At 44.4% G+C, this 26650-nt stretch carries 23 protein-coding genes and 1 other annotated feature; of the genes, 12 read left to right on the plus strand and 11 right to left on the minus strand.

Translation table 11 applies throughout. The annotated features are described in order from the left end of the window. Nucleotides 1-37 precede the first annotated feature (37 nt). A complete protein-coding gene (gene mnmL / locus ACXAFJ_RS01575; RefSeq protein ID WP_475320954.1) occupies nt 38-985 on the plus strand; it encodes a tRNA modification radical SAM protein MnmL/YtqA in 948 nt (315 codons plus the stop codon). Here the strand turns inward: mnmL and ACXAFJ_RS01580 are convergent. From ACXAFJ_RS01580 to ACXAFJ_RS01590, 3 genes are all read right to left on the minus strand, one after another. Then, nucleotides 955-2034 (minus strand): glycoside hydrolase family 18 protein, encoded by a 1080-nt coding sequence (locus ACXAFJ_RS01580; protein ID WP_475320955.1) that lies wholly within the window; start codon nt 2032-2034, stop codon nt 955-957. The genes mnmL and ACXAFJ_RS01580 overlap by 31 nt on opposite strands. 136 nt (nt 2035-2170) lie before the next feature. Beyond that, nucleotides 2171-3256, minus strand: a complete 1086-nt coding sequence (locus tag ACXAFJ_RS01585) for an acyltransferase (protein WP_475320956.1) — start codon at nt 3254-3256, stop codon at nt 2171-2173. A gap of 9 nt (nt 3257-3265) precedes the next feature. Next, nucleotides 3266-4609 carry a glycosyltransferase family 2 protein gene (locus ACXAFJ_RS01590; protein ID WP_475320958.1) on the minus strand — a complete coding sequence of 448 codons (1344 nt, stop codon included), beginning with the start codon at nt 4607-4609 and terminating at the stop codon, nt 3266-3268. 483 nt (nt 4610-5092) lie between these two features. On the opposite strand from ACXAFJ_RS01590, the gene ACXAFJ_RS01595 reads away from it, so the two are divergent. From ACXAFJ_RS01595 to ACXAFJ_RS01605, 3 genes are all read left to right on the plus strand, one after another. Further along, complete coding sequence (locus tag ACXAFJ_RS01595; protein ID WP_475320959.1) at nt 5093-6838, plus strand: sensor domain-containing diguanylate cyclase; 1746 nt, start codon at nt 5093-5095, stop codon at nt 6836-6838. A 79-nt stretch (nt 6839-6917) separates the two neighbouring features. Then, a complete protein-coding gene (arcB, locus tag ACXAFJ_RS01600; protein WP_475320960.1) occupies nt 6918-9248 on the plus strand; it encodes an aerobic respiration two-component sensor histidine kinase ArcB in 2331 nt (776 codons plus the stop codon). 1 nt (nt 9249) lies between these two features. Beyond that, entirely contained in the window at nt 9250-9720 is a 471-nt protein-coding gene (locus ACXAFJ_RS01605; RefSeq protein WP_475320961.1) for a hypothetical protein, read from the plus strand. Between the two features lie 74 nt (nt 9721-9794). Here the strand turns inward: ACXAFJ_RS01605 and arcA are convergent, their stop codons facing one another. Beyond that, on the minus strand, nt 9795-10511 hold the full coding sequence (arcA, locus tag ACXAFJ_RS01610) for a two-component system response regulator ArcA (protein ID WP_475320963.1): 717 nt from the start codon (nt 10509-10511) through the stop codon (nt 9795-9797). Nucleotides 10512-10828: 317 nt separating this feature from the next. Between arcA and ACXAFJ_RS01615 the strand changes: the two genes are divergently transcribed. Continuing rightward, entirely contained in the window at nt 10829-11224 is a 396-nt protein-coding gene (locus ACXAFJ_RS01615) for a DUF3293 domain-containing protein (protein ID WP_475320964.1), read from the plus strand. 27 nt (nt 11225-11251) lie between these two features. Then, nucleotides 11252-11737 carry a putative 4-hydroxy-4-methyl-2-oxoglutarate aldolase gene (locus ACXAFJ_RS01620; protein WP_475320965.1) on the plus strand — a complete coding sequence of 162 codons (486 nt, stop codon included), beginning with the start codon at nt 11252-11254 and terminating at the stop codon, nt 11735-11737. A 17-nt stretch (nt 11738-11754) separates the two neighbouring features. On the opposite strand, the gene ACXAFJ_RS01625 is transcribed toward ACXAFJ_RS01620, so the two are convergent. Then, complete coding sequence (locus ACXAFJ_RS01625) at nt 11755-12249, minus strand: hypothetical protein (protein WP_475320966.1); 495 nt, start codon at nt 12247-12249, stop codon at nt 11755-11757. A 249-nt stretch (nt 12250-12498) separates the two neighbouring features. Beyond that, nucleotides 12499-12618: a sequence feature (Thr leader region), on the plus strand. A gap of 31 nt (nt 12619-12649) precedes the next feature. Between ACXAFJ_RS01625 and thrA the strand changes: the two genes are divergently transcribed. Genes thrA through thrC form a run of 3 tightly spaced genes read left to right on the plus strand, consistent with a single transcriptional unit; the run spans nt 12650 to nt 17378 of the window. Continuing rightward, nucleotides 12650-15109 (plus strand): bifunctional aspartate kinase/homoserine dehydrogenase I, encoded by a 2460-nt coding sequence (gene thrA, locus ACXAFJ_RS01630; protein WP_475320968.1) that lies wholly within the window; start codon nt 12650-12652, stop codon nt 15107-15109. A 2-nt stretch (nt 15110-15111) separates the two neighbouring features. Continuing rightward, nucleotides 15112-16101 carry a homoserine kinase gene (thrB, locus tag ACXAFJ_RS01635; RefSeq protein WP_475320969.1) on the plus strand — a complete coding sequence of 330 codons (990 nt, stop codon included), beginning with the start codon at nt 15112-15114 and terminating at the stop codon, nt 16099-16101. Then, on the plus strand, nt 16098-17378 hold the full coding sequence (thrC, locus tag ACXAFJ_RS01640) for a threonine synthase (protein WP_475320970.1): 1281 nt from the start codon (nt 16098-16100) through the stop codon (nt 17376-17378). The genes thrB and thrC overlap by 4 nt, the downstream gene beginning before the upstream one ends. Nucleotides 17379-17432: 54 nt before the next feature. Here thrC and ACXAFJ_RS01645 read toward each other — a convergent pair whose 3' ends face one another. The 4 genes from ACXAFJ_RS01645 to mtnN form a co-directional block, all read right to left on the minus strand. After that, nucleotides 17433-18059 (minus strand): TRIC cation channel family protein, encoded by a 627-nt coding sequence (locus tag ACXAFJ_RS01645; protein ID WP_475320971.1) that lies wholly within the window; start codon nt 18057-18059, stop codon nt 17433-17435. An 89-nt stretch (nt 18060-18148) separates the two neighbouring features. Then, nucleotides 18149-18973 carry a cobalamin-binding protein gene (locus ACXAFJ_RS01650; RefSeq protein ID WP_475320973.1) on the minus strand — a complete coding sequence of 275 codons (825 nt, stop codon included), beginning with the start codon at nt 18971-18973 and terminating at the stop codon, nt 18149-18151. Next, the gene (locus tag ACXAFJ_RS01655; protein ID WP_475320975.1) at nt 18974-19936 is read right to left on the minus strand and encodes a cobalamin biosynthesis family protein; all 963 of its coding nucleotides are present in this window, start codon (nt 19934-19936) and stop codon (nt 18974-18976) included. 23 nt (nt 19937-19959) lie between these two features. Continuing rightward, nucleotides 19960-20652: a 5'-methylthioadenosine/S-adenosylhomocysteine nucleosidase gene (mtnN, locus tag ACXAFJ_RS01660; protein ID WP_475320976.1), complete on the minus strand. Its 693-nt coding sequence runs from the start codon at nt 20650-20652 to the stop codon at nt 19960-19962. A gap of 193 nt (nt 20653-20845) precedes the next feature. Here mtnN and rpsO point away from each other — a divergent pair, with 193 nt between their 5' ends. From rpsO to nlpI, 3 genes are all read left to right on the plus strand, one after another. Next, entirely contained in the window at nt 20846-21115 is a 270-nt protein-coding gene (gene rpsO / locus ACXAFJ_RS01665; RefSeq protein WP_475320977.1) for a 30S ribosomal protein S15, read from the plus strand. Nucleotides 21116-21405: 290 nt separating this feature from the next. Continuing rightward, nucleotides 21406-23532, plus strand: coding sequence for a polyribonucleotide nucleotidyltransferase (pnp, locus tag ACXAFJ_RS01670; protein ID WP_475320979.1), 2127 nt, complete (start codon nt 21406-21408; stop codon nt 23530-23532). A gap of 107 nt (nt 23533-23639) precedes the next feature. Further along, nucleotides 23640-24545 (plus strand): lipoprotein NlpI, encoded by a 906-nt coding sequence (gene nlpI / locus ACXAFJ_RS01675; RefSeq protein ID WP_475320980.1) that lies wholly within the window; start codon nt 23640-23642, stop codon nt 24543-24545. Nucleotides 24546-24655: 110 nt separating this feature from the next. Here nlpI and ACXAFJ_RS01680 read toward each other — a convergent pair whose 3' ends face one another. Continuing rightward, nucleotides 24656-25543 (minus strand): U32 family peptidase, encoded by an 888-nt coding sequence (locus ACXAFJ_RS01680; protein WP_475320981.1) that lies wholly within the window; start codon nt 25541-25543, stop codon nt 24656-24658. A gap of 9 nt (nt 25544-25552) precedes the next feature. Continuing rightward, nucleotides 25553-26566, minus strand: coding sequence for a ubiquinone anaerobic biosynthesis protein UbiU (gene ubiU / locus ACXAFJ_RS01685; RefSeq protein WP_475320982.1), 1014 nt, complete (start codon nt 26564-26566; stop codon nt 25553-25555). Nucleotides 26567-26650: the final 84 nt, after the last annotated feature.

Below are 26650 nucleotides of genomic sequence, written 5' to 3' on the forward strand. Positions count from 1 at the left end.
TTGAGATTGATAGTCATTATCATTTGTGGGGTTTTGGGTGCGATTGAATGAGTTAGTTAACACCTTGGGGTATGATTTAAAAACGCGCTATGGAGAGAAAGTCCACAAGCTAACCTTACATGGTGGATTCAGTTGCCCTAACCGAGATGGCACTCTGGGGCGTTCCGGCTGTACGTTTTGCAATGTCGCGTCGTTTGTCGACGAAACCAACCAGCAACACAGTATTCAACACCAGCTTAACGCTCGTCGATCAGAAGTGGTTAGAGCCAAAAAGTACTTGGCGTATTTTCAGGCGTATACGTCTACCCATGCAGAGGTAGACAAACTGGCTGCTATGTACAAACAAGCCACTCAGTCAGAGGACATTGTTGGTTTATGTGTAGGCACACGTCCCGATTGTGTTCCACCAGCAGTGGTCAAGCTACTTAGCCAATACCGAGAACAAGGTTACGAGGTGTGGTTGGAGTTGGGGTTGCAGTCGGTTCATTCTAAGACTTTACGTAGAATTAATCGCGGCCATGATGCTGAGTGCTATCACCGCTTGGTCAAGCAAGTGCGAGATCTCGGAATCAAGGTTTGTACTCATCTTATTTCGGGATTACCGGGTGAAGATTACGCCATGCAAAAAGCGACACTGGATTCTGTTTTGGAAACTGGGGTTGATGGTATCAAACTTCATAATCTTCATATTGTTGAAGGCAGCACCATGGCAAAATCTTGGCGTGCAGGCAGAATGGAGATCCAATCTTTACAGCAATATGTCGATATTGCGTGCCAACTGATTCAACATACGCCGGGCGATGTGGTTTATCATCGCGTGTCGTCTTCTGCTAGACAACCTGAGTTGTTGGCACCCGATTGGTGTGCTAATCGCTGGCTGGCTATGACCCAGATTTCAAAACAGTTGGAGCGGGAAGGTGGCCAAGGCAGTGCTATTGGCCTTCCTTTTGTGCCTCATTCTGACTTTAATGCTGATGAAAGGTGATTGAGCAGTTCGGAGTCGTGATCTTGGGTTAACTCCCAAACCATTGCACCAGCCAGCTTGTGTTGATGAATGTACTGTGCTTTTTTGCCAATCGCTTGTTGATCTTCATAACTAATTAAAGTCTTCCCATCATAGAGAAAAGCCGATTGTGCCTGTTTGTCCCAGATCCTTTTAAACGCAGGGTTAGACAAATAGCGATCACGAACTTCTTTATACTCAAGAGTTTTGGCCTGACGTGGGATGACGGTTTGATAAGCAGTAGGTTTGGTAGTTTTCGACTTCTCAATACTGTATTCAGTGGACTCCCATATATAGGCATAAAATGGAAGCCCTAGAACCAATTTAGAAGCTGGAGCACCTAGAGATAGATAGCGCGCAACTGCATCGTCAAGGCTAAGGGTTCTGGATATAGGGTTATATTTGCTGGCATATAAATTGGCGTGGTGGCCCGACGTCTCCGACCAGTCGCCGAAGAAGTCATAACCCATCAAATTGATGTAATCGACGTATTCGCTGGCTTTTGGTATGTCGGTATTGGCGTGACTCCATATCATTGCTCCGGCGGCGTAGGAAAGCTCATAATATTGATTGGTTTGAGCACCAAGGGCATCTAATCTCGCCCTGAGTTCGGCAAGTAAGTAGATGAAGTTCGTCTTATCTTCTGGTCTCGCGGTGACCTTTCCCCAACCATCGTGTCCCGGATATTCCCAATCGATATCAACACCATCGAGCTGAAGTTCAGCAATATGCTGGAGAATACTGCTGATAAATATTTCTCTGGTTTCTGGCGATGTAGCCATATCAGAAAATCCGTCGGCTCCACCGCCGCCGATAGATAAAATAATTTTTAAATCTGGATAGCGCTCGCTTAGCTTTTTTGCTTCATTGAGTTGGTTGTTGTATCTAGGGTGGTCTTTTATCTGAATCGTGTGCTGTTTGGATATTGAAGCAAATGAAAGCTTTACATGAGTTAGTTGATCACCTGGAATTGAATCAGCAGTCCAATGTTTCCAAAGCGGTAAGTAGGCACTCAGTATCTTTGTTTGCAAAGGGTTCACCGAATCAGAAGGAGTTTTTTCCATACTGAATGAAATTGGAGCGAAGCTGCAAATACAAATAGCAAAAAAAGCGGCCAAACCATGTTTGGCGCACTTCTTTATCGTCAGAAAGCGAAATTGCACAGAATCACGCTCCGACGAGTTTTGCTAGACGGTCATCAAGGTTGAATAGTTTTATGATGACAAAGCTAACCGCAAGCACGAGCAATCCATTAATCAACAAAAAGCTCAACATAGTTGCTTCTTGTCCGAATTGCATACTTCTCTCCACCCAATCTTGAATGATCATATGGATAAAGTAGATCCCAAATGTTGCCCCGCTGATGGCTGAGATTAACACCCTAAGGCGAGGTGGAACTTTATCCCAAGAAAAACGTTGTGCAAAAACAAACAAGGCATTGGCCATGAAAGCACTGGTTAATGCATAGGGTGAATAGAAGGTTTCGTTTAAAACCGCATGTCCCTGTGTCATGCCAAACACTAACATTGGCGTAACCACGACACTCAATAGCCCTAAACGATAGCTGATGGTTCGCCATTTTTCAGAGATTGGAAAACGCTGTAAGTAATAACCCAATATGACATAGCCGCTATAGTGAGCTGCGAGCGGAATATCCAACTCGGTTACCACTAACGATTGACCTTGGCTGAAGAAACTATAGAGCTTGGTGAGATTGAACCAGCACAAGGTGCCGACAAACCAAATCATTAGCAAGTAACGAATTTCTTTTTCCTGCGCGCCGTGTACTGCTCTATGAATAAATGGTGCAACCAAATAAATCGCGATAATGACGTACATAAACCAGAGGTGTGGGTAGATATTACCGGCTAACAGCTCGGCCCAGCCAATCTTGATAACGCTCCAAATCTCGGCATTGCTCTGATTGATCACGTACTGTTTGTAGAACTCGTATAAAGCAGACCAAAACAAAAACGGGATCACCAATCTAAACAATCTACGCTGAGCCACTTGCCATGGGTTTTGGTCAAGATCGCGGTCAAACAGTAATGCGCCAGTTAACATCAAAAAGATGGGAATACTTACGCGTGATGCTGAATTGAGAATATTTGCAATCCACCAATCCTGTGTTCCCAATTGTTCCAAGTGAATCAAATGACGGCCACTTAGATGAATCGTAATCACACCAAAAATGGCAAGGACTCGCAGAACGTCCAAGTAGAAAATACGTTGAGTAGTATCTTGAAATTTCATAGTTCCTCCTTAAGCAATAGATGCTGAGCCGCTGCGTTTGGGTTTACCCCATTGGCTCTTACCAAAGAAGTAAGAAAGTGTGCCTCCAATGACAAACAAACTACCAACGAGTCGGTAATAGAGTATGTCGATAGGGAAGAATGCGATTATCTTGGCGTAATCTAGCCAACTGTACTTGAATCCTAGCTGGTGGCTTTTGTACAGCGCAATTACGTTCTGTGTTATGGCAAAGAAAATAGTACTGCCCAGCATGAAAAATAATAGGTTTAGTGAATCGGCAGTACCGTTGATGGCTAAATTGGCAATCACAAGTACGTTTACAAACGCGATCAGTGTGCCAAGTAGCAGGGAGTCTAAAAGAAAGTAGGCGGCAACGCGTTTACTAAACGTATTGAGTAAGCCATCCCAGTAAACTAATGCGCAGTCGATAAAGGCTTTTTGCCACCTTAGTCTTTGTGTCAATAGGTTGCTGAAATCTTCAGGGCATTCGGTGTAGCAACACGCCTCTGGGATATAGACCATTCTTGCAGTCTCGCCTTTAGTTTGACGATCTTTGATGTATTGTTGCGCTTTCAGTGTGATATCCATATCTTCGCCAACGGTACTTCTGTAGCCGTTGATTTCGAATAACACACTGCGTTTGAATACACCAAACGCACCGGCAATTACCAGCATTGATCCCAATTTAGACTGCGCGGTTTTTTGTACGAAGAACCCATAAAGGTATTGAAGAATCTGATAACGAATTAGGCCTCGAACCGCAAAGTTCGGCTTTAAACTATCGCCTTGTTTACTCACCCCTTGAACGATGTGAACAGTGCCTCCAGCCGCGATCAAGCTTGGATCTTCAAAACTCTCGTTGATGAAGTTGAGTGAGTTTTTCTCCAACATACTGTCAGCGTCGATGGTGACAACTAATTCATGGCTGGCACAGTCAATTCCAGCATTGAGCGCATCTGCTTTACCACCATTTTCCTTATCTATGACTCGAATGTTGGGGTAAGTCTTGGATTGGTAGACGGCTTTCACTCGATTGTATTGCAGCTTACCTGCGAAATTTACTTCAATAAGTTCAAGATCCAATAAGTCAGTGAGCAATGGAATTGAATTGTCTGTTGAGCCGTCATTGATGATTAAAGTTTCATGGTTTGTATATTCCAAAGCATGAATGGCGGCTAAGCAGTTCTCTAGGACAAGCTCTTCGTTATAAGCGGGAACGAGGATCGTGAACCCTTTCTCTTCAAACAGCTTTGCTGGAGTTGGTCTCATCTTAGGACCAAATAACGACAGGATTATGTATAGCGATTGAAAACCAAAAAATAGAGCGAAAAACACAAGTGTAAAAAACAGCATGGCATTTCCTTATGCGTTGAACACGAGTAATAAGAACAATTTCTAACTAGTGAGTAACGTTTTCTTGCTAGCGAACAACGTATACCCACTCCTCCGAGTTGTTGTAAAAAAACAACAAAAAAGTATGAGTTGAGTGTCTCTATGTGCGACAAGGTTCATACTTATTTATATATTGACCATAAATTTACAGAAAAACAACACTTAAGCCGTAAGTTTTTTTAATTAATTTTTCACTAAACCCTTTTGATATAAAGCTCTATATCTAATTGATAATTTTGACTAAAAAATTACATTTTGGTTGTATATTTTCATTTTTGGCGATGCAGTTGGTCTTAAGTAGCGGCGAAATGAGCAATAACAGAATTTGTTCAAAAAGATTCAATAAATTCTTAGAAAAACGTTTGGTAGCGGAATATAGGTTGGTGGGGCATATCATTTACATGGGTATATACTAAAACTATCAACCTTAAGACTATGTGATTTATGGAGTTATGGCAGGAAACGTTTTGGCGGCTAATATCTGACTATGGCCTACTGTTCTTAGTCGTATTGGTGTGCTTTGCTTGCTGTTTACTCGTTTATTTTTTTAGTCAAAAGCTTATTCACAATACTCTGTCGGATGCGCCAACGGCATTACTCCAAGTCTCATCTAAAACCGGCAAGGTACTTTTCGCCAATTCCCATGCCCAACAAATTTTGGGTATACGCCTCGTAGGCAGTGAATATTACCTACCCAGACACGTCGATAAGAAACTTATTCGTTCATTCTTCGATGGCATAGTTGGATCGGCATTTCACGGGTTAGAGGTCATATGGCCTGTCTCCAGCAATCGGGTGACGTCGCTTATTGTTTCCGGAAGACGTTCGTTTCCACGTGCCCGCGGTCAATGGATTCTTTCGCTAAAAAGCGCAGAGCCTTTAATCAATCAATCCGATTCTCAAGGCTCACTGGAGGTATTGCAAAGTGCGTTCGATAGCCTTTCTGAATTGGTTTACATCAAAAATCAAGACGATGAGCTGTTGTGGTCAAATAGAGCCTACAACCACTTCTGGTTAGGCCGGGCAGAGCAAGGTGTACCAGAGTTTACCGATTTGGCTAAAGGTAGGCAGAGTAAGCGGCGCTGGACAACAAGCCCAGATGGTGATGGCTGTTTAATCGAAACTTTTCAAAGCGAACTCAGAAACTCAGAAGGCAAACGTATTGGTGTATTGGGGATCAGCCACGATGTAACGGACTGGTTCACCACACAGCAAAAACTTAAAGAAGAGATTGATAAACGGAAAAATACCGAAGTCGCTCTAGCCCAGAGAGACTCCATTTTGCAGAACATTTTGCAGTCTAGCCCGGACTGCATCGGAATCTTTGATGAGCACATGGTGTATCTGGCTTGCAATCTACCTTTTGTGAAAGCACTTGGTATTGCCAAAGTTGAGGACCTTGTAGGCAAACGACTACAGGATGTGTTACCGGGGGAAACGTACCAAAGAATGTCTGAGTCTGACCGTCAAGTTTTACACGAGGGCAGATCCTTAAGATTTATAGATCAAGTACAAAACTCAGATGGCCAGTACTCCTGGTTTGATGTAGTGAAGTCACCGTTGAGTGACCCTAGTACGGGAAAAAACGGCGTATTGATTTTGGCAAGAGACGTAACGGAACGATATCGAGCTGCTCAAGACCTACGAGAAGCAAATCAGGAGCTTGAACGACTGAGTTTCATTGACAGCTTGACGCAAATTGCGAATCGAAGACGTTTTGATACACAGCTCTCGACGTTTTGGCGAGCCCATACTCGGGAGGCTAAGCCTTTGTCAGTGATGTTATGTGACATCGACTACTACAAACAGTTTAACGATATTTATGGCCATCAAGCTGGCGACAACGCCCTGAAATTATTGGCTGAAGCATTCGAATCAGCGTTATTTAGGTCAACTGACTTAGTGGCGCGCTATGGAGGTGAAGAGTTTGCTTTCATCATGCCTTACACCCCGCTAGATGGTGGAATATTACTCGCTGAAAAAGTGCACCATGCAGTTAAAAAGCTTGTTATCGAGCATACCGGGTCTTTAGTCTCTAAGCAGGTAACTGTGAGCATTGGACTGGTCTGTATTGTTCCTAAACCGAGTGATGAGCAAGAAATGATACTCGCTCTAGCAGACAGTGCTTTGTATCAAGCCAAATCAAACGGTCGCAATCAAACCTGTGTGCATCACACATCAGAACATTAACCGTTTATAAAACAAGGTCTAGTCTTAAGTGTCTGCGTCAAACGCAGTAAACTGGAGTGGTTCACATTTGGAATCGCACATGAAAACACTTAAGAACCTCGCCCAGTACTACGTGGATTTGCTAGTACGTTTGGGTATTGTGAAATTTTCCTTTCTACTCGCGATGGCGTTGATTGCTTTGGCTGTCGTAGTCCAAGTCAGTATTACTTTGGTGATCAATGGTCGTGTAGACGATATTGATATTGTTCGATCGGTATTTTTTGGTCTGGTGATTACACCCTGGGCGGTGTATTTCCTTTCAGTCGTGGTTGATCAACTTGAAGACTCAAGACAGCGCTTGAGTAAACTGGTTTCAAAGCTAAAAGATATGCGCTCTCGTGACCAAGAGCTAAATTACAAACTTCATCAGAACATCACCAAGCTCAATCTAGAAATTGAAGAGCGCATTAAAGCTGAAGAAGCGCGTGAAAACGCGATGAAAGATTTGGAAAACGAGGTTCGTCAACGAGAAAAAACGCAAGTGGAGCTGGCTGAACGGACCGCTTTACTAAGATCTTTCATCGATGCCTCTCCCGACCTTATCTATTATCGCAATGCAGAGGGAGTCTTCTCAGGCTGTAACCGAGCCATGGAAGAATTGACCGGTAAAAAAGAGAAAGAACTGGTCGGTCTAACACCGTGGGATGTATATTCCAAAGAAGTAGCACAGCCTATTGTTGAAACCGATCAACAAGTATTTGCTAACAATACCGCTTTGACGTATGAACAGTGGTTGGAATATCCCGACGGGCATCGCAATTATTTTGAACTCCGCAAAGTACCCTTCTACAGCAAGGAAGGTCGACATTTAGGTTTGGTGGGTTTTGGTCGAGATATTACTGAAAGAAAACGCCATGAAGAGTCTCTTGAAAAAGCCAGTCGCGACAAAACGACGTTCATTTCCACCATTAGTCACGAATTGAGAACCCCTCTAAACGGTATCGTTGGGTTGAGCCGTATGTTAATGGATTCGCCATTAACCGACGAGCAACGCTCTCACCTGCAAACTATCAATGTTAGTGCGGTGACTCTAGGCAATATATTCAATGACATCATTGATATGGACAAATTTGATCGCCGCAAACTTGAATTGTTCCCAGACACCCTAAATTTTGAAGATTTTGTGGCTGAAATGGAGAGCTTGTCAGCACTGATGGCTCAGCAAAAAGGCCTTCGATTTGATTTAGAACGATTAAGCGAACTGCCTAAGTCGGTCTCGGTAGATGCTACTCGCCTAAGACAGGTACTTTGGAATCTGATTAGCAATGCAATGAAGTTCACCAAAGAAGGTGGTGTGGTTTTAACCGTAGGGTGTGAGATTGAAGAAGATACCGCTCATATCACCATGGAAGTGGAAGACACGGGCGTTGGCATTCCTGAGAAGGAACTAGAAAAGATATTTGCCATGTACTACCAGGTGAAATCAGGAAAAGACAATTTGCATGCTGTGGGAACGGGTATTGGTCTCGCTGTGTCCAAACAGCTGATCAATATGATGAACGGGGATATTCACGTTTCCAGTGAAGAAGGCTTTGGCAGTACTTTTACGGTTGAGATTAGCGTGCCAATCGTTGAGCCTGTGATTCAAGCATCGTCTTTGCCTGATGTGCGTTCACTGAATATTTTTATGGTGGAAGACATCGAATTGAACATAACAGTTGCCCGTTCGCTGTTAGAGAGCCTTGGTCATACCGTTACCGTCGCCATGAGCGGTCAAGAAGCACTAGATAAGTTTGAAGCTGGTGTTTACGATTTGGCCCTGCTGGACATTCAATTGCCTGATATGACAGGTTTTGATGTTGCTCAAACCTTACGCAAGCAATATCAAACTTTACCGCCACTAGTTGCGCTTACAGCTAATGTGTTAAAAAACAAGCGCGATTACTTGTCTCAAGGTATGGATGATGCGGTGAGTAAGCCGTTATCGGTGGCAGCCATACAAGAAGTATTGGTAAATGCTGCTATGCTGCCAAAACAAGATCAGGTTGTTTATGAACCTCAAAGCCAATATACGGAAACCAATACGTCTGTATTGGACTTAGCGATGCTTGATTCTTATGTGGGAATCGTGGGCACTCAACCAGTTTATGAAAGCATAGAGCTGTTTGAAAAAATGATGCCTGACTACCTGCAAGTTTTGGAATCGAACCGTGTCGCTAAACATCAATCTGGTATTGTTTCGGAAGCACACAAAATAAAGGGAGCCGCGGGTTCGATAGGGTTACAGAGAATTCAAGCAGTTGCTCAAAAAGCCCAGTCACCAGATTTGCCCGCTTGGTGGGACAACATTGACGACTGGATTGAAGAGATAAACAAAGAATACGCCAATGACATAACTATATTAAAAGATTGGCTGAGTCAGCGAGATTAAGATGAAAAAACTAATACTATTGTTTCCAGCGCTGCTGTTGTCAGCGTGTGCGACAACTACCAACAGTAATATACAGCCAGATGAAGAGCCATCCTCTCTGGCCTTTCCAGAACTGACGGCCAGCAAACACGCATCCATAGCCTTGCCAGATCTCTACGTCAATTTAATGCCAACTATTGGTGAGTCTAAGACAACAGTGGTAGGAGAAGTTCTAATTGACTTCACTTTATCTGGTGTAGCGATTGAGCAAGCCAGTGTTTACATCCAGCAAAATTCGCAAGTTTGGCTGTTGAACCAAGAAAAAGTCTCTGTAAAGAAAATGGGCTTGAATACTTTGAAAGTGTCGATTGAAGGAACGGAAACAATGGGGTTAGACGTGAACAAGCCAGTAAACCTAGCGATCTCATTGCAAGAAGTAGCGACGACACATTGGGTGTATTCGGACAATTTGGCTTTACAACCTGTCTATTAAGCGCCTAAAGATTAGAGCTTATCTTCAATAAAAAACACGCTGACAAGCAGCGTGTTTTTTTGTGTAAGTCGAGCTTATTCCTCGATATCGCCACAGAAACGGTAGCCTTCACCGTGAATGGTGGCAATGATTTCAGGTGTACCAGACACCGATTCGAAATGTTTACGAATACGACGAATGGTAACGTCAACCGTTCTGTCGTGTGGTTTTAGCTCACGACCTGTCATTTTCTTCAACAAATCTGCGCGAGTTTGGATTTTTCCAGGATTTTCACAGAAGTGGAGCAGGGCTCTAAATTCTGAACGAGGCAACTTATAGCTTTCATCGCTTGGGCTAACCAGTGCACGACTGTTGATATCTAGTACCCAACCATTGAAACGGTATTCTTCAACAGCGCGTTTGTCTGTCGCGACACCACTTTCGTTTAGTGTACGGTTTAGCAGGTTTCGCGCACGAATGGTCAATTCTCTCGGGTTAAACGGTTTAGTGATGTAATCATCGGCCCCGATCTCAAGACCCAAGATTTTATCTACTTCGTTGTCACGACCAGTCAGAAACATCAGTGCAACGTTAGCTTGCTCTCTCAATTCACGAGCGAGCAAAAGGCCATTTTTACCTGGTAGGTTAATGTCCATGATCACCAGGTTAACGGTATTATCGGAAAGGACATGGTGCATTTCATCACCGTCACTAGCTTCGAAAACAGTGTATCCCTCTGCTTCAAAGATGCTTTTCAACGTATTGCGAGTTACTTGCTCATCTTCAACTATGAGGATTTGCGGGGTCTGCATGGGCGGTACCTAAACTTGTGAATAAACTGTACTAAAAATAAAAATTCTGGGCATATAACGTAACATATAGGCAATTCGGCTTTATTCTTTGATCCAAATCCAGTTTTAGGTTTTTGGGATATGCCTTCCAGTGGCGGCTTTACGCCTGAGTCTATTCTTGCCGTGCCTCGACGATATAGGGTTATGAGGCGGATTCTATAATGTTAACAGCATGCTAACAACGGAGGATTTTTAATTCCCCGCACTTTGTTGATTTACATCAAGAGTTAAAATGTAACAACTATTAATAGTATTCAACACCATAGAAACGTAAAGAAATGAAGATTCAGGATGAGTTGTGGCACGCATATCTCGCGCCATTTTTTAGATTTAGATCGGATTGGTTGGCGCAGCAATACTGGATTATTACAGCATACAATCCGTTAAGTCAGCCATTACCAGCTGCCGAAAACAAACTTAGGTTGCAACACTTAATGAATGATTTGGGTGATTTAGACTGTGCGTTGGTAGAGGTTGGCGATAAGACTTTTTCTTGGGTGGAGACCAGTATTGCTACAGTGTGTTCAGAAGCTTTGGTGAAAGAGCTGGCTAACAAATATCAGCAGAACGCTGTTTATTCAGTGCAAGATGGGAGCTTATTTCTTGTTTCATGCGTGGATGACAGACGAGAACAAATAGGAAACATGTCAGACAGACAATTCTCGCCTCAATAAAGATTTAACTCGGTTCAAGGAGGATCTATGAGTGACATAACACCAGACCTATATGACAAGTACGGCGATTCTTTACAATTGTTGAATACACCATTGCAGAATTTTGGTGGACGTCATGCATTCTGGGGGCAGATAGTAACGGTTCGCTGCTATCACGATAATTCTAAGGTAAGAGAAGTATTATCGACACCGGGCCAAGGCAAAGTTTTAGTTGTGGATGGAAATGGAAGCTTAAACCAGGCCTTGCTTGGTGACCAACTTGCAATTTTAGCTATCGAAAATGGTTGGGAAGGTATTCTAGTCTATGGCGCTATTCGAGATGTGTTTGCTATGGCACAGATGGATCTAGGAGTTAAAGCTCTGGGGAGTTCGCCTATAAAAACGTTAAAACGGGATAAGGGGGAAACAGACGTCTCTGTTAGTCTTGCTGGTCAAAGAGTTTACCCGGGAGACTACATCTATAGTGACTGGAATGGTATTTTTATTTCTAAGCAAGAGCTCGAGGTGTCTTGAAGGTGCAAACAAGCACGTTAAAAACTGAAGCCTAAACCAACTTCAATGCCTTGCTGCCATTCTTGGTAATCGTAAGTGGCTTTGATGTCTAGATTGTCGGTAAGCTTGAAACGGCTAGTAACTTCGGCTGAGACCTTTGTAGTCTCTTGTTTCAAGCCCTCCGTGGTTTCTTCAATTTCTGAGTGGGAAGTCAACGCGCTTTGCATGAGAACACGAGGTGTTAATTGATAACTCACCCCACCAATGATGCCACGTTGGGTATTGATTTCGCTTTCATAAACGCGAGTGCCCAGATACAGCTCCATTTTAGTATCGAAAGAGTAGGCGTAACCGCTATCGATTTTCCAACTATCGAAACCGAGATTGTGTGAATCAGAGTTTAGAAAAAAACTGTGGGAAGAAGGCGTTTCCCAAGTGGGCTGATAGTTGAGTTCTAGGTTATCTGAGGCGAGAGTCTGACCACTTATCAACAGGCACATAGTAGCGAGCAGCTTAAAACCGACAGGTCTCATAGATGTCTCCTTGTATGTGCTTGGCCAATTGCATGCATAATTAAAGCACAAATTATCCACAATGAGTTAAATTTTATATAGCGATTGGTTATAAAATGGTAAATAGACCCCAAAAACGCCTTGTTAAAGTTTATTTACACTTAAGAAATATGAGTGAAAAAGAAACTTTTCATTGACTCTAGTGGGGGAAATAGGGTAAATCTTAACTTAAGCAAACACACGAACATCGCTTAGAGAATGTCTTTAGTACGTCTAACAACAGCTACCACAACGATTATTATTACCGACACATCGCATGTTGGGGCAGGCTGCTAAGCGAAAAAAATTCAAAAAAAGGCCTGTAACCCAAGCGGTACAGGCCTTTTTTTATACCGATTTTTAATCTTTCGGGGAGGAAGGGATGCGAGTACTTAAATTTGGTGGTTCCTCATTGGCAGATGCCGAGCGCTTCTTGCGTGCAGCGGACATCATTGCCAATAATGCGCGACAAGAGGATGTTGCCGTGGTGCTATCTGCACCGGGAAAAACCACAAACAAATTAGTTGCGGTGATCGAACACGCACTGCGACACGGAGAGGCCGACCTACAGATCGCGGAGTTGGAAGATTCATTTCGCGATTTGTTTCAAGATATAAAGGTCGTTCTGCCTGAAATCGATGGTACGGGCTACGACCATCAGATCAAAGATTCACTCACTCAACTCAAACAATTTGTACATGGAATCAATCTGCTTGGAATGTGCCCATCGAATGTGAATGCTCGCATTATTAGTAAAGGTGAGCGTATTTCGATTCAACTGATGAAAGCAGTACTTGAAGCTAAAGGTCAGGCCGCGCACCTTATTGACCCGGTTAAGTATTTAGTAGCAACCGGCGATTACCTAGAAGCTATGGTTGATGTGGAGTTGTCGACTGAAAACTTCCGTTGTAATCCTCTTCCGTCAGGTCACGTAAGCATCATGCCTGGTTTCACAGCGGGTAATGAAGATGGCGAGTTAGTGACTTTGGGACGCAATGGTTCGGACTATTCTGCTGCAATATTGGCTGCATGCTTACGAGCTGATTGTTGTGAGATCTGGACTGATGTCGATGGAGTCTACAACTGTGACCCACGCTTAGTGGATGACGCGAGATTGCTTAAGTCATTGAGCTACCAAGAAGCAATGGAATTGTCATATTTTGGTGCCTCAGTACTTCATCCAAAAACGATTGCACCTATTGCTCGTTTCCACATTCCATGCCTGATTAAAAATAGCTTTAATCCCCAAGGCGCAGGCACGTTAATCGGTCAAGATACCGGAGAAGATAATCTTGCCATCAAAGGCATTACCACGCTAAGCAACCTAACCATGGTTAACGTCTCTGGCCCAGGGATGAAAGGTATGGTTGGAATGGCCAGCAGAGTTTTTGGTGCGATGTCCGCATCAGGTGTATCCATAGTATTGATCACACAGTCCTCATCTGAATACAGCATCAGTTTCTGTATTGAATCGGAAGACAAGCAAAAAGCAGAGCTAGCTCTGTCGGAGAGCTTTGAACTTGAGCTAAAAGATGGACTGCTTGAACCTGTTGAGTTCATTGATGACGTTGCTATTGTGACGCTTGTCGGTGACGGTATGCGTACCTCGAAAGGGGTTGCATCCCAATTCTTTGCATCACTGGCAGAAGTGAATGTTAATATTGTTGCGATTGCTCAAGGTTCATCGGAGCGCGCGATTTCAGCTGTGATTCCAGAAAATCGAATTTCAGAAGCAATTAAAGCCTGTCACGAAAATCTGTTCAACTCTAAGCACTTCTTGGATGTGTTTGTTGTCGGTGTTGGTGGCGTTGGTGGTGAACTGGTGGAGCAAATTCGTCGTCAGCAAGCAAAATTGGCCGAAAAAGGTATTGTGATTCGCGTTTGCGGTTTAGCAAATAGCAAGGGTGTTCTGCTCGATAGCCAAGGTCTTCCTCTTGAAAATTGGCGCGACAAAATGGCTAACGCCTCTGAGCCACTGACTCTGGCAAGTTTGATTGCTCTGGTTCAGCGCAACCACATTATCAACCCTGTGCTGGTGGATTGTACGTCCAGCGAAACCATTTCTGAACAATATGCGGACTTCTTAGCTGCAGGCTTCCACGTCGTTACGCCTAACAAGAAGGCGAACACTGCGAGCTCAGCGTATTATCATCAACTGCGAGATGTCGCACGTAGCTCTCGTCGTAAGTTCCTGTATGAGACTACCGTTGGTGCCGGTCTACCTGTGATTGAAAACCTGCAAAACCTAATTTCTGCAGGTGATGAACTAGAACGGTTTACCGGAATTCTGTCGGGCTCATTGTCCTTTATCTTCGGCAAGCTAGATGAAGGTATGACACTGAGTGAAGCAACAAATATTGCTAAGCAAAACGGTTTTACTGAACCAGATCCTCGTGATGATTTGTCTGGTATGGATGTCGCGCGCAAATTGCTAATTCTGGCTCGTGAAGCGGGAATGTCTCTCGAGCTAGAAGACGTTGAAGTTGACCAAGCTTTACCGCCGGGCTTTGATGATTCTGGCAGTATTGATGAGTTTATGGCTCGCTTGCCAGAAGCCGATGCGTACTTTAAACAGCTTGTTGACGATGCGGCGAGCCAAGGCAAAGTGCTCCGTTATGTGGGTGAAATCGTGGATGGCAAGTGCCGAGTAAGTATTGCAGCCGTAGACGAAAATGACCCTATGTTCAAAATCAAAGACGGTGAAAACGCTCTGGCTTTCTACAGTCGTTACTACCAGCCAATCCCACTAGTACTTCGTGGTTACGGTGCAGGAACAGAAGTTACGGCAGCCGGTGTGTTTGCTGACGTGATGCGTACTTTAGGTTGGAAGTTAGGGGTGTAACAATGTCTGATGGATCTCAATCAAGTAATCGGGGTGAACCAGTTGTTGTTTACGCACCAGCTTCTATTGGTAATGTCAGCGTTGGTTTTGATGTCTTGGGTGCAGCGGTATCGCCTGTAGACGGTTCTTTGTTAGGGGATTGTGTACAAGTCAAATTCGGAGAGTCAGATTTTACTCTGAGCAATCGCGGTTCATTTGTTGATAAATTGCCCAGCGACCCAAAAGAAAACATCGTCTACGACTGTTGGCAAGTTTTCTGTCGGGAACTGCTGAAGAAAGGCCAACAACCGTTAGCGGTAGACGTGACATTAGAAAAAAACATGCCAATTGGCTCAGGCCTTGGATCTAGTGCTTGTTCTATTGTCGCGGCGTTAGACGCTTACAACCGCTTTCACGGCCAGCCGCTTGATGAAACTGAACTTCTTGCCCTAATGGGAGAAATGGAAGGTAAAATCTCAGGTGGCGTGCACTACGACAACGTGGCACCTTGTTATCTTGGCGGCGTGCAACTGATGCTGGAAGAGCTTGGAATCATTAGCCAATCGGTACCGAGTTTTGATGACTGGTATTGGGTTATGGCCTATCCGGGCATCAAAGTTTCAACGGCAGAAGCAAGAGAAATTTTACCTTCTCAATATCGAAGACAAGATATTATTGCTCATGGTCGCCATTTGGCCGGGTTTATCCACGCTTGTCATTCTGGTCAACCAGAATTGGCCGCTAAAATGATCAAGGATGTAGTGGCTGAGCCGTACCGCGAGAAGCTATTACCAGGCTTTTCGGATGCTCGCCAATATGCCGCCACTGCAGGAGCGTTGGCCACAGGTATTTCAGGCAGTGGTCCAACATTATTTAGTATTTGCAAAGAAAAAGATGTCGCTGAACGGGTAGCTCGTTGGCTCGAGCAAAATTACGTTCAAAATGAGGAAGGATTTGTCCATGTTTGTCGCTTGGATAAGCAGGGTTCAAAAGTAACAGGAAGTGAGCTATGAAGCTTTACAACATCAAAGAAAATCAAGAACAAGTCGACTTTGGCCAAGCTGTTCGCCAAGGTTTAGGAAAAAATCAGGGGCTATTTTTCCCTGCAGAACTACCAACGTTTGATGATGTCGATGCATTGTTAGAACAAGATTTTGTGTCGCGCAGCGCTAAAATTCTGTCAGCACTTATTGGTGATGAGCTTGCAAAAGAGCAAGTCTCTCAAATGGTTGGTGATGCGTTTCAATTCCCGGCTCCAGTTGCCCAAGTGAAAGACGGCGTATACGCGTTAGAGCTATTCCATGGTCCAACGTTAGCATTTAAGGACTTTGGCGGCCGTTTTATGGCTCAGTCTTTGGCGGCGGTATCTGATGGTGGGAAAATCACTATTCTAACCGCAACCTCTGGTGATACCGGTGCTGCAGTAGCTCATGCCTTTTACGGCATGGAAGATATCAACGTTGTTATCTTGTATCCAAAAGGCAAAATTAGCCCACTGCAGGAAAAGCTATTCTGTACGCTTGGCAACAATATCCACACAGTGGCCATTGAAGGTGATTTTGACGCTTGTCAGGCTTTGGTAAAACAAGCTTTTGACGATCAAGCATTGCGTGAAGAGATTGGTTTGAACTCTGCAAACTCGATCAACATTAGCCGTTTGATGGCGCAGATCTGCTACTACTTTGAAGCCGTTTCACAGTTATCTAAAGAACAGCGTGAGAATTTGGTTATCTCAGTACCAAGCGGTAACTTTGGTAACCTTACAGCGGGTATGTTAGCAAAAGCGATGGGCTTACCTGTTAAGCGCTTTATCGCAGCTACTAATGCCAACGACACGGTTCCTCGTTACTTGGAGACTGGCAAATGGGATCCAAAACCAACCGTCGCCACTACATCCAATGCTATGGATGTAAGTCAGCCTAACAACTGGCCACGAATCGAAGAGCTGTGTCGCGTTAAAGACTGGGGATTGGAAACCTTAGGCAAAGGCGCACTATCGGATCAACAAAGTGCCGAGGCGGTCCAAAAGCTTCACGAGCTTGGTTACCTTTGTGAACCACATGGTGCAATTGCTTACCGCAGCTTAGAACAGCAATTACAAGAAGGCGAAACGGGGTTGTTCTTATGTACCGCTCATCCAGCCAAATTCAAAGAAGTGGTGGATGACATCCTTGATTCAGATATCGAGCTTCCTGGCCCGTTAGCGAAGCATGCGGCAATGGAATTGCTTTCAGAAGATTTGTCTAATGACTTTGAAGCATTAAAAGAAGTATTGAGACGCGTGCAATAGCAGGTGAGAAACTAAAAAGGTCGCAGCAGCGACCTTTTTTAATTGCGTTGATTTTTACTTGGGACTATTAATCGCAAACGTTGGTAGTGACAAATGCCAACGAATTGCACCTAAGCGAATCAACAATGTAGTAAACACCCCTGCCATAAATGCGGTTGAGCTTTCGAAACCCATTGCGAGCGCTGTGGTGTGGAATACGCCGCCAATAATACAAGCTGTGGCGTACACTTCACTTCGCAGTACCATCGGGATTTCTCGCGCTAACACGTCTCGAATAATACCGCCAAAGCAGCCCGTGATAACGCCCATAATGACGGCAACGAGCGCTGAATCTTGATATTGAAGTGCTTTCTCGACGCCTATCCCAACAAATACTGCCAGACCGATGGCATCACACACGGGCAGTACCCACCATGCCAAGCGTTTAGGATGGCGAACAATCAACATGGTCAGCAAGCAGGTGATCAAAATAACCCAAAGGTAATAAGTATCTGTCACCCAAAATACGGGAGTTGCGCCTAATGCCATATCTCTGATGGTGCCACCACCAATGGCTGTGACACTACCCAATACCGCCACTCCGAATGGATCCATTTTTAAGCGACCGGCGAGTAGTACCCCTGAAATGGCAAAAATGGCCGTGCCAAACAGGTCAACGATATAAAGTAAATTCTGATCCACTTTTTTCTCTTAGGCTATGTACCAAAAGGCGCTAGATTGTAGCGCCAATTTTTGAATTTACGAGTGCTATTTTGACCTCAATTTCTGAGCTATTGGTTTTGATTCAGTCTGACCTGCTCGAGGTATTCGCACACTTCTTCAATCGCATATAAGGTTCTTGGCGTTGAACGATTAATCCAATCTGTTGTAAGCGACCAGACATGCTGGTGTTTCACGGCGTCAACTTCATCTTTCCAATTATTCCATTTAACACCATCAGAAACGGCATGGCCGGAATGAAAGATAACTTGTGGGTTCGCCAATACAATTTGTTCTAGACCGACTTGCGGGTAGGGCGCTTCCGCTCCCTCAAAGACGTTTACCCCACCGCAAAAGGCAAATACTTCAGATGGCCAACGATCTTGGCTAACCGTGACAATGGGCTTTTCACTAAGTTGATAAAAATAACGTACCGGTTGCTCAGTGGTGAATTTTTGTTTGAGCTCAGCCAGTGATAGTTCAAACTGGTTGGCTGCTGCTAAACCAACATTAGGGTCATCAGTAAACTGACTAAGGTAGCGAATCGTCTCTGGAATTGCATCCAAGGACATAGCCTTGGATTGATACACATTAATACCAAGATCAATTAGCTGCTGAATTTCTCGTGATGCTTTCCCTGTCGGCCAAGCAATCACCAAATCAGGTTCCAACTCAATAATACGCTCTAACTTGACGCTTCTAAAACTCGCGACTTGTTCTAGCGATTTTGCTTGTTCTGGGTAGTCGCTCCACTTACTGACCGCAATTATTTTGTCTCCCAAACCTGCTGCAAAAGCGAGTTCGGTAGTGTGCGGCGCTAAGCTAATGATGCGCTCGACCGGTTGGGCTAGGGTGGGAGTGGTTAACAACAGACATAGACTGACGAGGTATCTCATTTAAAATCCTTGAGAAATAACAATTTGAATTGCTGAAAAAACAGCAGTCCAGATTATTAATCTTTGCGTCAGTATGCTTTGAATTTGATCAATGTGTATTGCTGAGGGAGCAATTCGCCCACCTAACTTGGTGCGAATTTTCTTACGGCCTTGATAAATAGCAGGTCCACCCAAAGAGAGCGACAGTTTAGAACCTATCGCAATCAAACATTTTGCATGGGTTGGATTGGGCCAGGTTTTGGCTTGTTGCTGAATATTATTGATACTCAAGCTAGCTTGTCTGCCGACAATAACAAACCAAGAAAAAATCGAAGTGGGAATGTAGTCTAAAACAAATAGGATACCCGCGGCGGGTTTACCAAAATGTATATTCTGTTGATGATTGGGCGTCCATGCGCGAGCCAGTTCAGACGCGAGTCGATAAAGCAATGCCAAAGTGGCACCACCAATCACATACCAAAAAATCACAATGGCAATATGTCGTACTGAACCAATAATCAATGTTTCTGCGGCTGCTTTGCCGATACCAACCGCCGACAAAGATTGAGTTTCACGGTTTTGCCATTCGTTCAGATGGAGTCTTGCCTTGGCTCTGTCGTCTTTTGACAAAAGTTCAGTCGCTTGAATAGCAAAGTGACGTAGGTTTTTCCAATCTAGCGCCAGTAATAAAATCGCCAACTCAAACATAAGTGGTTGCCAGATAAGCGGTTTGATCGCCCAAAGTAACAACCAGGTTGGTAATATCATCACAGCCCAAGCCAAGCTGCCAGAAATAGTCGCTTGGCTTACAGAATCTGAAGTATTGACCTTATCGGCTAATTGAGTTGCAAACTTATGCCATAAACGGACTGGGTGGGCATCCCTTGGGATGGGGAGTACAAGGTTGATAGCCAAAGCTAACCACAAAACAATAACTTCTCCCAAGCCAAATGACTCGATCCATTGCCACTCAGTCCATTCCATAGTTTTCTCTTAAGTTGGTAGCTTTATAAAGCTCGAAGTAGATGAGTCACCATTTCCGAGGAACTTTGCGCTGCCAGTGGCAAAAACTCTTCAAAGCTCATTGGCGATTCTTTATCAGCGACATCAGAAATAGCACGAACCACAACAAAAGGTGTTGCGAATTGATGGCAGGTTTGGGCGATGGCAGAGGCTTCCATCTCAACGGCAATCACATTAGGGAAATGTTGACGGATGAAAGCTTGTCTGTCTGCAGAACATACAAAAGCATCACCTGTACAAATCAAACCTTTCACTGCGTGCTTGTCAGTGTTTTCGGTCAAAACCTTTTCTGTCAGTTCAATGAGTTTTTGGTCGGCGGCGAAAGCGGCGGGTTGTCCGGCCATTTGTCCCATCTCGTAACCGAAGGCCGTCACGTCTGCATCGTGGTGGCGAACTTCAGTAGAAATTACCACATCACCAAGGTTGAGGCTGGAATCAAATCCGCCAGCAGAACCTGTGTTGATTACAAAATCTGGCTGATGTTCAGAAAGCAAAATAGTAGTGCCGACCGCTGCGGCCACTTTACCGATACCAGATTGCAGTAACACCACCTCTTTGCCTTCTAATTGCCCTGAGAAGAAGGTACAACCGCCTTTTTGTTCTTCTTTTAAATTTGTCATGGCGGCTTTTAGGATGGCTACTTCTTGCTCCATTGCGCCGATAATTCCGACTTTCATAATGAAATCCTGATGTTATAAAACGTATAGCTTCATTCTATCACTGATTTTTCCATGCGTAGAAATAAGTTATGGGCAAAGCGCTTACGTGTTGCACAGTTTGGAGCTTTCCCCTATAATTCGCGCTCCTCGTGTCGGCTGAATCAGAGATTGGCTGGCACAGTTATTAACCTACTCTTATTAGGAGAGATTTATGTCTCTGAATGCAGAAACTAAAGCAGCAATCGTTGCTGAATACGCACAATCTGAAGGCGACACTGGTTCACCAGAAGTTCAAGTAGCTCTGCTGACTGCTTCTATCAACCACCTACAAGGTCACTTCAAAGCTCACAAAGGCGATCACCACAGCCGTCGTGGTCTACTACGTATGGTATCACGTCGTCGTAAGCTTCTAGATTACCTAAAAGGTAAAGATCTAGGTCGCTACCAAGAGCTAATCAAACGTCTAGGTCTACGTCGCTAATTAGTGACTGTATAGAACAGTTTGTTAAAAAGGGGCTTTTAGCCCCTTTTTTTGTGCCCATTAAGGGATAAATTTAGCGAATATCGCTAATTGCCGTTATACTACGCACGGCAAAGGCCTATGGTCTTAATCAACCGCTCTGTGTATTGCAGTCAACCCGAGTCGGCCATGTGGTCGCGGCTACTCCAAATAGACTTTAAACGTGAACAGTCTGTTTTGAATAGTCGCGATTGGTAATACTCAGAGCATTCATTTACTCATTCTAAGTTTACTTAGAACAAGGATATTCAATGTTCGAAAAACCAGTAGTTAAAACGTTCCAGTACGGTAACCACACGGTTACTCTTGAAACTGGTGTTATTGCACGTCAAGCAACCGCCGCTGTAATGGTTACCATGGACGATACCGCGGTATTCGTTTCTGTTGTTGGTAAAAAAGAAGCGGTACCAGGCCAAGACTTTTTCCCACTAACCGTAAACTACCAAGAGCGTACTTACGCAGCAGGTAAAATCCCAGGTGGTTTCTTTAAGCGCGAAGGCCGTCCTTCTGAAGGCGAAACGCTAACAGCACGTCTAATTGACCGCCCAATTCGTCCGCTTTTCCCAGATGCGTTCAAAAACGAAGTTCAAGTTATCGCAACAGTGGTTTCTGTAAACCCAGACGTTCAACCTGATATCCCAACCATGATTGGTACTTCAGCAGCTCTAGCGATTTCTGGCATCCCATTCAATGGTCCTATCGGTGCAGCGCGTGTTGGTCATGTTGATGGTCAGCTTGTACTGAACCCAAGCAACGCTGAACTTGAAACGTCTAAGCTTGATCTAGTTGTCGCGGGTACAGAAGGCGCGGTTCTTATGGTTGAGTCAGAAGCCGATAACTTAACTGAAGAAGAAATGCTTTCTGCAGTAGTATTCGGTCACGATCAACAGCAAGTTGTTATCTCTGCAATCAATGAGTTTAAAGCTGAAGTTGCTACTCCAGCTTGGGAGTGGGAAGCACCTGCTGAAAACACGGAATTGAAAGCAAAAGTCGCTGAGCTTGCGGAAGCTCGTCTGACAGAAGCGTACCAAATCACTGAAAAAATGGCGCGTTACGAGCAAGTTGGCGCAATCAAATCTGACGTTGTAGCAGCAATTCTTGCTGAAGACGAAGAGCAAGATGATGCTGAAATCAAGAAGATGCTTGGCTCTCTAGAGAAGAACGTAGTTCGCAGCCGAATCATTGCGGGTAACCCACGTATCGACGGTCGTGAAAAAGACATGGTTCGTGCGCTAGACGTACGTACCGGCGTTCTTCCACGTACTCACGGTTCTTCACTATTTACTCGTGGCGAAACTCAGGCTCTAGTTACTGCTACTCTAGGTACGCAGCGCGATGCTCAAATTATTGACGAGCTAACCGGTGAGAAGAAAGATCACTTCCTACTACACTACAACTTCCCTCCGTACTGTGTAGGTGAAACAGGCTTTGTAGGTTCTCCTAAGCGTCGTGAAATTGGCCACGGTAAACTAGCTAAGCGTGGTATTGCAGCAGTAATGCCATCTGTAGATGAGTTCCCATACACAGTACGTGTGGTATCAGAAATCACTGAATCTAATGGTTCTTCTTCAATGGCTTCTGTATGTGGTACTTCTCTTGCTCTTATGGACGCAGGTGTGCCAATCAAGTCTTCTGTTGCAGGTATCGCAATGGGTCTTGTTAAAGAAGGCGACGACTTTGTTGTTCTTTCTGACATCCTTGGCGACGAAGATCACCTAGGTGACATGGACTTTAAAGTAGCAGGTACTAACACGGGTATTACTGCTCTTCAAATGGACATCAAGATCGAAGGTATCACTAAAGAAATCATGCAAATTGCGCTTAACCAAGCTCAAGGTGCACGTAAGCACATCCTATCTGTAATGGATGAAGCGATTTCTGATGCTCGTGAAGATATCTCTGAGTTCGCTCCGCGTATTCACACTATGAAAATCAGCGCAGAGAAGATCAAAGATGTTATCGGTAAAGGTGGCGCGGTTATCCGTCAGCTTACAGAAGAAACCGGTACTACGATTGAAATCGAAGACGACGGTACTATCAAGATTGCATCTGCTGAAGGCGCTGCGGCAAAAGAAGCGATTCGCCGTATTGAAGAAATCACAGCAGAAGTTGAAGTGGGCCGTATCTACACAGGTAAAGTTGCTCGTCTAGCTGACTTCGGTGCTTTCGTTACTGTACTTCCAGGAAAAGATGGCTTGGTACATATTTCTCAAATCGCCAACGAGCGTGTTGAGAAAGTGTCTGATTACCTAAAAGAAGGCCAAGAAGTGCAAGTTAAGGTTCTTGAAATCGACCGTCAAGGTCGTGTTCGTTTGAGCATGAAAGAAGCGGTAGAAAACAAAGAAGCGAACAACGCACCAGCATCAGAAGCAGAGTAAGCCTCTCGCAACTGATATTTAAAGCTGATATAAAGGAGCCTTGTGGCTCCTTTTTCTTTGCCTTGTATTTTGGGGCGAGTTAGCCAATCAATCACAGGAGATAACGAGTGAAGTTGAAAACAGTAGGGATTCTAACTGCGATAGTGTTTGGGGTATCTGGATGTGCCACTACGCAGAATACATCTGGTCAACAATATCACTTCCCTCCCATGGCAATTCCACTCCAGCCTTCATTACAAGATGAAGTGCAGATCGCTCGTTTATCTCAAGTCTTGCAACGCGAAGAATTAGGGAATGAAGTGAAAGCCAAGCTTCATTTTGAGCGCGGCTACGCCTACGACAATGTTGGATTAAGAGAACTGGCCAGATTCGATTACAATCAATCACTTAGCTTTGATCCCGCTCAGCCGGATGTTTATAACATTCTTGGTGTCTCACTAACCGAGGTTGGTGAATATGATGCCGCCTACGACGCGTTTGATTCCGCCATCGAGCTCGATTCTGAACACGACTTTGCCTATCGTAATCGGGCGATTGCACTCTACTACGGCAGTCGTTTCTCCCTAGCTGAAGAGAACATCACTCAACATGTGGACTCTGATCCGCAAGACCCATTCCGTCTATTATGGCGCTACATCATAGTCCACGAACGAGACAGCGAATTGGCTCGTCATCAATTATTGTCTGCCTATGCTGAACGAGACGAAAAATGGAGCTGGGTCTTGGTTGCTGCTATGCTGGATTTAGTGACAGAAGAGCAAGCGTTTGAACTGATTCGCGAAGGTGTGAAAGACAACCGAATGTTGGCACAGCGTCTCACTGAACTGTATTTCTATCTGGGCAAGCGCTATCAATTGACGAGCGACTATGCTTTAGCGACATCCCTCTACAAATTGGCCATCTCGTTTAACGTTTATGAGTACATCGAACATAGATACGCTCAGTTAGAGCTTTCCAACATCTATGTGAAGTTGAAGAAAGAAAGTGAAGAGCAAGTTAGCGCTTCAAACTGAACGTCCAAGTCGCAATTCAAATTTGCACTGAAATAGCCATATTAATTCGTGGCTATTTCATTCGAATTACTTTCCTTTGCTCAATTTTGTTTTTCAAAATTGCTAGTCCACTAACTTGTTTCAAACTTTAGGCCGGGTAGCTGGTGCCAATACCCATTGCATTGATGAAGTCTTGAAGTGCTAGGATCTGGGTTTTTGTCAATAACATCACCGTGCTTACTTGTATTGATTAGATCGAGTGTTTCTATCCCTAATGGACTGAACCGTACAACATCGACTAAACCCTGCATGCTCTCCAAGTCGTTGAGTAGGTTGTAGCAATACCCAGACTGGGTTTGTATCCCATTCAAGTTAAATACTTGCTGACCTTCTTGGCTTTCGACAATCAAACCCTGAGGATACTCAATACAGCATGTTTGGCACTCGTCTTTTGGTTTGTCTTTGGCGCGAGCGGTAAAGCATCGAGCTGAATAAGCAAGTGGTAGATATCCATAGGAAAAAACTTCCACTTCGAATTTGCCATCAATGCTCAGTTCTTGGCATTGCTGGCGAGTGTTTATTAACCAGTCTCGCGACAGTTCAACCGGCATACACCAACGGATCATTCCCTGTTTTAAAAAGAGCTTGAGCGTATGAGCGTTGTAGGCATTGATTGCCGGACCAACCGTAAAAGGAACCTTATTTTGTGAAGCTAAATGAATCGCAGAGACATCGTTGGCCTCAATGCAAAAATCGCCGTTATCAATGTATTTCTTCATAACATTGACTTCGCTTGGAGCTTCTAGCAGCGCCATAGTGGATAACACGACTTGCTTACCGCTATGTGCCAGTTCTTTGGCTAAGTTCAGCCAGTTTGCTGCCTTAAGTTCGCGACGCTTCGAGCACACCGTCTCGCCAAGGTAGATAATCTCTGCTTCACAGCTCTGTGTTTGGCGATAAAAGGCTTCAACTTGCTGTTTGTGCCAAAAGTATAAAATCGGACCTATCGAATATTTCATCTTACTGTTTTACTGCCATTTTCTGTGGTAGGCACCAAGGGTGGTTTGTGTACCTTCTGATACATTGCTCAAGGTTTGATTCCAGTTGTCTGCTACTTGATACCCTTCAGGGTGTTTTAGATAAGCATCAATGGCTTGCCGCCAAGTTCGAGTAACTTGCTCAACATAAGCAGGACTGCGTTGGCGACCTTCAATTTTCACGGATGCCACGTTCGCAGCAAACAGATCAGGTAAAAGGGATAGCGTATTCAAGCTAGTAGGCTCTTCTAGCGCGTGGTACAAGCGTTTTTCACCATCGATATTGGCTTCGAAACGTCCCTTACATAAAGTTGGATATCCGGCATTTTCTCCGGCTTGGTAGCGATCGATCAAAATGTCATTGAGACGAGATTCCAATCCATTTTCAGTTTCTTTCCAACGCACAAACTTAGCGGGTGAACATGCGCCAACTGTATTCGGAGATTCCCCTGTCATGTAGGAAGAGAGGTAACAGCGTCCTTCTGACATGATGCATAAGCTACCAAAAGCAAATACCTCTAAATCAACCGGTTGGGTTAGATTTCTGGAGAGCTGTTTCACTTGGTGTATCGAAAGTACCCGTGGTAGAACCACCCGCTTGATATTGAAATTTTGATGATAAAACTCAATGGCAGGAACATTGGTCGCCGATGCTTGAACGGATAAATGAAGCTCTAGGTTGGGATATTTGTTGGCTGCGTATTCCAAGACGGCAATATCGGCAACAATCAGGGCGTCGATCCCTAACTGAGCGGCGTTATCGACAGCATCAGTCCAGCGAGAAAATCCGTCAGGGTGGGCAAAGGTGTTGAGCGCTACGTGGATCTTTTTTCCTTTGCTATGAACATAGTCCACGGCTTTCTGCAGCTTTTTTCCAGTGAAATTTAGCCCAGCAAAGTGCCGTGCATTAGTGTCATCTTTGAAACCTATGTAAACTGCATCGGCTCCACAATCTATGGCCGTTTTTAGAGCTGGTAGATTTCCAGCCGGGCAAAGTAATTCCATGTTTGCTCTCGGCAAATTAACAAACACACAATGGTAATTTGCAAAAAGCACTTGGCGTTGACCTAAGGCAGGTTTACATCAATA

It is taken from the genome of Vibrio sp. ABH4_348 (assembly GCF_056159765.1).

Excerpts from the sequence above, each read along its gene's own strand:
- ACXAFJ_RS01655 (WP_475320975.1), bottom strand. The coding sequence starts at position 19,936 with ATGGAATGGACTGAGTGGCAATGGATCGAGTCATTTGGCTTGGGAGAA.
- ACXAFJ_RS01615 (WP_475320964.1), top strand. The coding sequence starts at position 10,829 with ATGAAGATTCAGGATGAGTTGTGGCACGCATATCTCGCGCCATTTTTT.
- ACXAFJ_RS01595 (WP_475320959.1), top strand. The coding sequence starts at position 5,093 with ATGGAGTTATGGCAGGAAACGTTTTGGCGGCTAATATCTGACTATGGC.
- ACXAFJ_RS01620 (WP_475320965.1), top strand. The coding sequence starts at position 11,252 with ATGAGTGACATAACACCAGACCTATATGACAAGTACGGCGATTCTTTA.
- ubiU (WP_475320982.1), bottom strand. The coding sequence starts at position 26,566 with ATGGAATTACTTTGCCCGGCTGGAAATCTACCAGCTCTAAAAACGGCC.
- arcB (WP_475320960.1), top strand. The coding sequence starts at position 6,918 with ATGAAAACACTTAAGAACCTCGCCCAGTACTACGTGGATTTGCTAGTA.
- mtnN (WP_475320976.1), bottom strand. The coding sequence starts at position 20,652 with ATGAAAGTCGGAATTATCGGCGCAATGGAGCAAGAAGTAGCCATCCTA.
- ACXAFJ_RS01680 (WP_475320981.1), bottom strand. The coding sequence starts at position 25,543 with ATGAAATATTCGATAGGTCCGATTTTATACTTTTGGCACAAACAGCAA.
- ACXAFJ_RS01590 (WP_475320958.1), bottom strand. The coding sequence starts at position 4,609 with ATGCTGTTTTTTACACTTGTGTTTTTCGCTCTATTTTTTGGTTTTCAA.
- ACXAFJ_RS01585 (WP_475320956.1), bottom strand. The coding sequence starts at position 3,256 with ATGAAATTTCAAGATACTACTCAACGTATTTTCTACTTGGACGTTCTG.
- thrB (WP_475320969.1), top strand. The coding sequence starts at position 15,112 with ATGTCTGATGGATCTCAATCAAGTAATCGGGGTGAACCAGTTGTTGTT.
- thrA (WP_475320968.1), top strand. The coding sequence starts at position 12,650 with ATGCGAGTACTTAAATTTGGTGGTTCCTCATTGGCAGATGCCGAGCGC.
- thrC (WP_475320970.1), top strand. The coding sequence starts at position 16,098 with ATGAAGCTTTACAACATCAAAGAAAATCAAGAACAAGTCGACTTTGGC.
- rpsO (WP_475320977.1), top strand. The coding sequence starts at position 20,846 with ATGTCTCTGAATGCAGAAACTAAAGCAGCAATCGTTGCTGAATACGCA.
- ACXAFJ_RS01650 (WP_475320973.1), bottom strand. The coding sequence starts at position 18,973 with ATGAGATACCTCGTCAGTCTATGTCTGTTGTTAACCACTCCCACCCTA.
- ACXAFJ_RS01605 (WP_475320961.1), top strand. The coding sequence starts at position 9,250 with ATGAAAAAACTAATACTATTGTTTCCAGCGCTGCTGTTGTCAGCGTGT.
- pnp (WP_475320979.1), top strand. The coding sequence starts at position 21,406 with ATGTTCGAAAAACCAGTAGTTAAAACGTTCCAGTACGGTAACCACACG.
- ACXAFJ_RS01625 (WP_475320966.1), bottom strand. The coding sequence starts at position 12,249 with ATGAGACCTGTCGGTTTTAAGCTGCTCGCTACTATGTGCCTGTTGATA.
- arcA (WP_475320963.1), bottom strand. The coding sequence starts at position 10,511 with ATGCAGACCCCGCAAATCCTCATAGTTGAAGATGAGCAAGTAACTCGC.